The sequence below is a fragment of the Solicola agrisoli genome (assembly GCF_049059935.1).
GTDB lineage: Bacteria > Actinomycetota > Actinomycetes > Propionibacteriales > Nocardioidaceae > JAURVT01.
In genome coordinates this window covers 59,078-65,968 of sequence record NZ_JBMGQR010000017.1, presented here as the reverse complement: position 1 = coordinate 65,968, position 6,891 = coordinate 59,078, and the positions used below count along the sequence as shown (strand labels likewise).

At 75.0% G+C, this 6,891-nt stretch carries 9 protein-coding genes; 3 read left to right on the top strand and 6 right to left on the bottom strand.

Annotated features, from left to right (window positions below; translation table 11 throughout):
* The first annotated feature begins 31 nt into the window (after positions 1-31).
* On the top strand, positions 32-1,003 hold the full coding sequence (locus ACI6PP_RS08820) for an NADPH:quinone oxidoreductase family protein (RefSeq protein WP_421110894.1): 972 nt from the start codon (positions 32-34) through the stop codon (positions 1,001-1,003).
* Positions 1,004-1,057: 54 nt separating this feature from the next.
* On the opposite strand, the gene ACI6PP_RS08815 is transcribed toward ACI6PP_RS08820, so the two are convergent.
* Both ACI6PP_RS08815 and ACI6PP_RS08810 read right to left on the bottom strand, forming a co-directional pair.
* A complete protein-coding gene (locus ACI6PP_RS08815; RefSeq protein WP_421110892.1) occupies positions 1,058-1,780 on the bottom strand; it encodes a DUF6885 family protein in 723 nt (240 codons plus the stop codon).
* Positions 1,768-3,135 (bottom strand): type I glutamate--ammonia ligase, encoded by a 1,368-nt coding sequence (locus ACI6PP_RS08810; protein WP_421110891.1) that lies wholly within the window; start codon positions 3,133-3,135, stop codon positions 1,768-1,770. Before ACI6PP_RS08810 ends, ACI6PP_RS08815 begins: the two co-directional genes overlap by 13 nt.
* A 72-nt stretch (positions 3,136-3,207) precedes the next feature.
* Between ACI6PP_RS08810 and ACI6PP_RS08805 the strand changes: the two genes are divergently transcribed.
* On the top strand, positions 3,208-4,044 hold the full coding sequence (locus ACI6PP_RS08805; RefSeq protein ID WP_421110890.1) for a PhzF family phenazine biosynthesis protein: 837 nt from the start codon (positions 3,208-3,210) through the stop codon (positions 4,042-4,044).
* A 7-nt stretch (positions 4,045-4,051) separates the two neighbouring features.
* Here ACI6PP_RS08805 and ACI6PP_RS08800 read toward each other — a convergent pair whose 3' ends face one another.
* The 3 genes from ACI6PP_RS08800 to ACI6PP_RS08790 form a co-directional block, all read right to left on the bottom strand.
* Positions 4,052-4,645 (bottom strand): antibiotic biosynthesis monooxygenase, encoded by a 594-nt coding sequence (locus ACI6PP_RS08800; protein WP_421110888.1) that lies wholly within the window; start codon positions 4,643-4,645, stop codon positions 4,052-4,054.
* An 82-nt stretch (positions 4,646-4,727) separates the two neighbouring features.
* Complete coding sequence (locus ACI6PP_RS08795; protein WP_421110886.1) at positions 4,728-5,222, bottom strand: metallophosphoesterase family protein; 495 nt, start codon at positions 5,220-5,222, stop codon at positions 4,728-4,730.
* Between the two features lie 9 nt (positions 5,223-5,231).
* On the bottom strand, positions 5,232-5,507 hold the full coding sequence (locus tag ACI6PP_RS08790; protein WP_421110885.1) for a helix-turn-helix domain-containing protein: 276 nt from the start codon (positions 5,505-5,507) through the stop codon (positions 5,232-5,234).
* 36 nt (positions 5,508-5,543) lie between these two features.
* Here ACI6PP_RS08790 and map point away from each other — a divergent pair, with 36 nt between their 5' ends.
* The gene (map, locus tag ACI6PP_RS08785) at positions 5,544-6,323 is read left to right on the top strand and encodes a type I methionyl aminopeptidase (RefSeq protein ID WP_421110884.1); all 780 of its coding nucleotides are present in this window, start codon (positions 5,544-5,546) and stop codon (positions 6,321-6,323) included.
* Between the two features lies 1 nt (position 6,324).
* On the opposite strand, the gene ACI6PP_RS08780 is transcribed toward map, so the two are convergent.
* Entirely contained in the window at positions 6,325-6,801 is a 477-nt protein-coding gene (locus ACI6PP_RS08780) for a hypothetical protein (RefSeq protein ID WP_421110882.1), read from the bottom strand.
* Between the last annotated feature and the right edge of the window lie 90 nt (positions 6,802-6,891).

Below are 6,891 nucleotides of genomic sequence, written 5' to 3'. Positions count from 1 at the left end.
GGGAGACGGCGGGGCACCTAGGGTGAGGCGCATGCGAGCCGCCCAGATCACGACCCTCGACGGCCCCGCGGCCGTCACCGTCACCGACGTCGACGCCCCGACGCCCACCGCCGAGCAGGTGCTGATCGATGTGCACGCCGCGGGGGTGTCGTTCCCCGAGGTGCTGCAGACGCGGGGGCGCTACCAGATCAAGCCCGACCCCCCGTTCGTCCCGGGCAGCGAGGTGGCGGGCGTCGTCGTGTCCGCACCCGACGGGTCCGGGCTGACCGCCGGCGACCGCGTCGCCGCGATGAGCATGCTCGGGGGCTTCGGCGAGCAGGTCGTCGCCGACCCCGGCCTGGTGCTGCCGCTGCCCGACGGGCTCTCGTTCGAGAAGGCGGCCGCCCTGCCGCTCAACTACCTGACGGCGCACTTCGCGCTCGTCGCGCGCGGACGCATCGCCCAGGGCGAGACGGTCCTGGTCCACGGCGCGGCCGGCGGCGTCGGCACGGCGTCCATCCAGGTGGCCAAGGCGTTCGGGGCCGGCGACGTCGTCGCGGTCGCGTCCACCGACGCCAAGGGCGAGTACGCGGTGGCGGCCGGAGCCGACGGGTACGTCCTCGCCGACGGCTTCAAGGACGCGGTCAAGGAGCGCACGGACGGACGCGGCGTCGACCTCGTCGTCGACCCCGTGGGCGGCGACCGCTTCACCGACTCCCTGCGCAGCCTGGCCGAGGACGGCCGGCTGCTCGTCGTCGGCTTCACCGCGGGCTCGATCCCCGAGGTCAAGGTCAACCGGCTGCTGCTCAACAACCTCGACGTCGTCGGCGTCGGCTGGGGCGCCTACGTCCTGGCGCGGCCCGGCTACGTGCGCGGCCAGTGGGACGCGATCCTCCCGCACGTCGCCTCCGGCGTGCTCGACCCGCCGGTCGGCGCCACGTTCGGGCTCGACGACGCCGTCGCCGCGCTCACCGAGATCGACGAGCGCCGCGCCACCGGCAAGGTCGTCCTGACGATCCGTTGACCTGTCGGTGCCTGGTGATGCCCCGGGATCACGACGCACCGACAACTCGGGCGGTCAGGTGGCCCAGAGGCCGGGCTCGAGGCCGGCGGACGCGACGAGGTCCGTCGCCTCGCTCCGCCGCTCGGACGCGACGAGCAGCAGCACGCCGCGGCCGGGAAGCGCCGCGGCGAGGTCGTCGAGGGACGCCAGGTAGCGCCCCTGCTCGCCGAGCCCCGCGTACGAGTCCGCGACGGCCACCTGGCCCACCGCGGGGTCGACGCCCCACAGCACCACGAAGTGCCCGACGTCCCACAGCCCGCCGCTGACCGGGCCGGTGCGGAGGTTGGCCACCACGCCGACGGTGAACGGCGCGTCGCGCACGGCCGTGAGCAGCGCCTCGACGGTCGAGGGCGTCCACGGCCCGGACGCACCCACCGCCGCCACCGCGTCGGACGTCGCGCGCTCGACGCCGGCGGCCAGCGACGCCGCGTCGGTGCCCGCGGCATCCGGCGTGGCGGCCCGCGGCAGTCCGTCCCAGCCGTCGGTGCGCGCGGCGACGCCGGGGGGACGGGCCTCGGGCTCGTCGTGCGGCCAGACGTGCGTGCCGGCGGCGAGCGCGAGGTCGTGCAGGCTCGGGACGGACGCGAGCCCGACGCCGTGGAGCGCCGCGTGGGCAGCGAACGGTCCGCAGAGCTGGTCGGGCTGCGGCAGGTCGGCGCCCTGCGCGGCGAGCACCGCGGTGGTGCGCGAGAGGTGCTGGACCCCGGCGAAGGGGTCGGACGCGCTCAGTACAGCCACCGGGTGGAGGCGACGACCTCGTCGTGCGTGCGGTCGACCGCCCACGCGGCGTCGGCCTCGCGCACGGCGACGAACGCGCCGAGCAGGTCGTCGCCGAGCACCTCGCGGACGAGCGCGCTGCCCGTGAGGTGCGCCAGCTGCTCCTCGTGCGTGGTGGCGAGCGGGACGACGCCGTGCTGGTCGCGGCGGTCGTCGTCCCAGCCGCCGACGTCCTCCTGGACGGGGTCGGGCAGCGGCGCGTCGTCGTCGATGCCGGCCAGGCCCGCGGCGATCACCACGGCCAGTGAGAGGTACGGGTTGGCCGACGCGTCGGACGGCTTGAGCTCGACGTTGGTGACGTCGGGGCCGAGCAGCGAAGAGGCGGGGACGAGCCGCAGCGCCGCCTCGCGGTTCTGCACACCCCAGCACCCGAACGCGCCGGCCCAGAAGCCGGGACGGCGACGCACGAGCGACCCGGTACTCGGTGCGGTGATCGCGACGATGCCGGGCAGCTCGCGCAGCAGACCGGCGAGGTAGCCGCGGCCGACGTCGGACAGGCCGTGCGGGCCGTCGCCGGTGAGCGCGTTCCTCCCGCCCGCGAACAGCGACGTGTGCAGGTGCCAGCCGTTGCCGGCGTTGTCGGTGGTGACGACGGGCGCGAAGCTCGCCCGCAGCCCGTGCGCCCGGGCGGCGGCGTGGATGGTCTGGCGCGCGAGCACCTGCGCGTCGGCGGCGCCCACCGCGTCGAGCGGCGACAGCGCGATCTCCACCTGCGACTGCCCGTACTCGGCGTGCAGCTGGCCGATCGCGACGCCGTTCGCGGCGAGGTCGACGAGCAGCTGGCGTGCGAACTCGTCGACGTCGCGCAGCGCGTTGGGCCCGTACGCCGGGCCGCCGTGGGCGCGCACGTACTCGTCGCCGGCGTCGGCGCGGCTCAGCACGAACTCGACCTCGTACCCGGCGCGCACCTCGAACCCACGCTCGGCGGCGCGGGCCACCTGGCGCTCGAGCACCGCGCGCTGGTCGTACGGCCAGGTGCCGCCGTCGGCGTCGAGCTGACGCCCGGGCACCCACGCGAAGCCGCGCTGGCCGGCGAGCGCCACCGGGTGGTCCAGCACGGGCACCAGACGGGCGTCGCCGGACGGCGTCGACAGGCCCTCGTGCGCGAACGTGATGCCGTCGTGGGAGTCGAAGACCGCGAACACGGCGGTGACGCCGACGCCGCGACGCGCCGCGGCGGGCAGCTCGTCGACGGGCACGGTGCGCGAGCGGACGATGCCGTTGTTGTCGACCCAGCCGATCGTCACGCCGACGACGCCGTCGCCCTTGAGCTGGCCGGCGAGCTGGACGGGGTCGGAGGAGTAGGTCGTGCTCATGGCCGCGAGGCTACCGGCCCGCTCGTGCGCCGGGGGCATCATGGGAGGCCCGTGAGACGCGAGGAGCACGACGTGGACCAGGCGCTCGAGTACGCCGCCTTCACCCTGGACGGCACGGGCGGCAACCCCGCCGGCGTCGTGCTCGGCGCCGAGGGTGCGACGGACGCCGAGATGCTGGCGGTCGCCGCCCGTCTCGGGCACTCCGAGACGGCGTTCGTCGTCGGCCGCCGCGGCGACCGCGACCTCGACGTCCGGTACTTCAGCCCGCTCGCCGAGGTGGCGTTCTGCGGCCACGCCACGGTCGCGACGGGCGTCGCGCTGGCGCAACGGCACGGCGCGGGACGCTTCGAGCTGGCGACGGCGGCAGGCCCCATCGCGGTCGACACCAGTGACGTCGACGGCGTCCTCACCGCGACGCTCACCAGTGCGCCCACGCGCACGCGGCCCGCGCGCGACGACGAGCTCGCTCCCGCCCTGTCGGCCCTCGGCTGGACGCAGGACGACCTCGACCCGGCGCTCCCACCGCACGTCTCGCACGCCGGCAACGACCACCTCGTGCTGGGCGTCCGCGACCGCTCGACGCTGCGCGCCCTCGACTACGACTACGAGGGCCTCGACGCGCTGATGACCGCACGCGCGTGGACCACCGTGCACCTGGTGTGGCGCGAGGACGCGACCAGGTTCCACGCCCGCGACCCGTTCCCGCCCGGCGGCGTCGTCGAGGACCCGGCGACGGGTGCCGCGGCCGCGGCGTTCGGCGGCTACCTCCGCGCGCTGGGTCTGGCGACCCCCGAGCGGCAGGTCACCGTGCTCCAGGGCCACGACATGGGCCGACCCAGCCGGCTCCTGGTCGACCTCGTCCCCGCGTCCACCCGGGTGAGGGTGACGGGCACCGCGAGCCGGCTGTAGAGGACGGTCAGCGCCGCCACGGGGCCGGGCGGCCGTGCAGCCACCACTCGAACGCCTTGGTCATCCGGGGCAGCAGGACGTACGTCATGATCGGCGTCGCGACCAGGGTGGTGACGAACGTCCGGACGACCACGCCCACCTGCAGCCCGGTGAGCAGCAGCAGCTCGCCGAGGGCCAGGCTGAGCGGGAAGAACGCGAGCCAGATGACCACCGCCTGCTTCCAGCGGGGCGGCGGGACGGGCGCCGGACGCAGGTCCTCGACGTCGTGCTCGCGCGGCGGGTCGAACCAGCCCTCGATGCCCGTGCGGCGCTCGAGCCGCGACTCCCCCACGAGCCCCTGCGCGGAGTCGAGCCACCACCGGCGCTGGTCCGAGGCCTCCCACGCGGCGAGGCTGTCGCCGTCGGCGAAGCGGTAGAGCATGTGCCACTCGTCGGAGTCCGCGCCGGGGCGCACCCAGCCGGTGCCGAGGAACCCGGGGAACCGCTCGGCCAGGGACGAGCCGGCCCGCACCCACGCCACCATCTGGTCGACGTGCGCGGGGTCGACGTGACGGGTGATCGACACGGTGACGGCGTCCGGTGACGCGGTGGGGGTGCTCACCGGACCAGGCTAGGACGGTCCGATGACGTGCCGGTTGCCTGTCGTGGCACACCGGCGCGACTCGTGACGCACGTCGCGCGGGCTAGGACACCTCGACGAGCTCGACGGACGTGAGCGCGCCGCCGTCGACCTCCAGCAGCATCAGCGTGCCGTGCGCCTGGCGACGCTTGTCGGTGGGCGAGCCGGGGTTCAGCACGCGGAAGCCGTCGGGTGCGGTCTCGTCCCACGGGACGTGCGAGTGGCCGAACACCACCACGTCGGCGGACGGGAACCACCGGCGCAGCCGCGCGAGGCGTCCCTGCTTCGGGCCGCTGTCGTGCACCATCGCGAACGCCACGCCGCCGACGTCCAGCTCGAGCCGCTCCGGCGCGCCCCACGCGGCCACGTCGGGCCCGTCGTTGTTGCCCAGCACGACGTGCACGGGCGCGAACGCCGTCAGCTCGTCGAGGACGGACGGCCGGCACACGTCGCCGGCGTGCAGGATCACGTCGACGCCGTCGAGCGCCGCGGCCACCCGGTCGGGCACGCCCTTCCAGAACCGCGGGGCATGGGTGTCGGAGACCAGTGCGACGCGCACGCCTGCTCCCTACCCGGCGCGGCGGTGGACGGCCGCGAGCGGCGGGGCGGTCCAGGCGTCGGCGAGCACGCGCAGGTCGCAGCCCAGCGACTCGCTGAGCCTCACCACCACCCCGAACGAGGGGGACGGCAGCCGACCGGTCTCGATCTTGCGCAGGGTCTCCGGCGAGATGCCGGCGCCGCTCGCCACGTCGGCCTGCGGACGCGGGCCGCGGGCCTCGCGGATGGCTGCGCCCAGGCGGCGGCCGGCCTCGAGCTGCTCGGGGGTGAGGGGGACGCGGACCATGTGCGCACTCTAGCCGAGCCCTGGTATTTTCATACCGTGATCGACATGAAGACCCCCGCGCAGATCGAGCAGATGCACGTCACCGGCACCTTCGTCGGCGAGGTGCTGGAGCAGCTGGCGTCGTCGGCGGGCGTCGGGGTGAACCTGCTGGACCTCGAGCACGAGGCCCGCGACCTGATCGCGTCCCGCGGCGCGACGTCCTGCTACTGGGACTACAGCCCCTCGTTCGGGCGCGGGCCGTTCCGCAACGTCCTGTGCACGTCGGTCAACGACGCCGCCCTCCACGGACTGCCCCACGACTACGTGCTGCGCGACGGCGACGTGCTGAGCCTCGACCTCGCCGTGCTGATCGACGGCTGGGCGGCCGACTCGGCCCTGACCGTCGTCGTGGGCACGCCCGACGAGGCCGACGCCCGGCTCGTGCGCGCGACCCAGGTGGCCCTCGAGGCCGCCATCGGGGCGGCGGTGGCCGGCAACCGGATGGGCGACGTGTCGGCGGCCATCGAGGCGGTCGCGACCGAGCACGGCTACCGGCCCAACGGGGACTTCGGCGGCCACGGCATCGGTCGCACGATGCACGAGGACCCCCACGTCGCCAACCACGGCCGCCCCGGACGGGGGCTGCGCCTCAAGCCGGGGCTCACCATCGCCCTCGAGCCGTGGTTCATGCGCACGACCGACGAGCTGTACGTCGACGCCGACGGCTGGACGCTCCGCTCGGCCGACGGGTCCCGCGCCTCCCACAGCGAGCACACCGTCGCCATCACCGACGACGGCCCGCTCGTCCTGACGCGGCGGGCGTCCGAGCGGGTCTAGCTCAGACTCGTCGGTGGTGGTCGCGCTCGTCCGGCGGGGCGTCGAAGCGTCCACGCTCGAAGGCGAGCCGCGCGGGCCGCCGGGGCCGTTCGGGCGGGCGGTGGAGCTGGACGTGGTCGCGGACGACCGGCGTCACGAGCGGGATCGCCTGGCCGGCGAAGAGGACGGCGAGGAGGCCCGTCACCAGGGCGGACCGCAGGTCGGGCTCGAACCACGACCCGATGGTGAACGCGACGGCCCAGGTGGCGGCGGGGATGAAGGCGAAGCCCCGCGCGACCCGGCTGTTGAAGCGATAGACGAGCCAGAGCAGCAGCGCGGCGAGCGCCAGGTCCCCACCCACGCCACCCTCGTCCGTCACGATCGCGACACCGGACACCGCGACGCTGCACGCGAGACTCAGCAGCAGCATCCGTCGGACGCTCACGAGGCGAGCGACCTCGTCGACGCGCCCGGTCGGCGACTCGGCCACGGTGGACATGGCGGAACGATAGTGAATCCGAACGGGTCACACTGCCGATTCTGTGGACGAGCCCGGCCACCACGTCGCTCGACGTCCACAAAGCCCGCT

Bases quoted from the DNA above. Each gene is read 5' to 3' on its own strand.
- ACI6PP_RS08820 (WP_421110894.1), top strand. From the start codon at position 32: ATGCGAGCCGCCCAGATCACGACCCTCGACGGCCCCGCGGCCGTCACC.
- ACI6PP_RS08810 (WP_421110891.1), bottom strand. From the start codon at position 3,135: ATGAGCACGACCTACTCCTCCGACCCCGTCCAGCTCGCCGGCCAGCTC.
- ACI6PP_RS08790 (WP_421110885.1), bottom strand. From the start codon at position 5,507: ATGGTCCGCGTCCCCCTCACCCCCGAGCAGCTCGAGGCCGGCCGCCGC.
- ACI6PP_RS08780 (WP_421110882.1), bottom strand. From the start codon at position 6,801: ATGTCCACCGTGGCCGAGTCGCCGACCGGGCGCGTCGACGAGGTCGCT.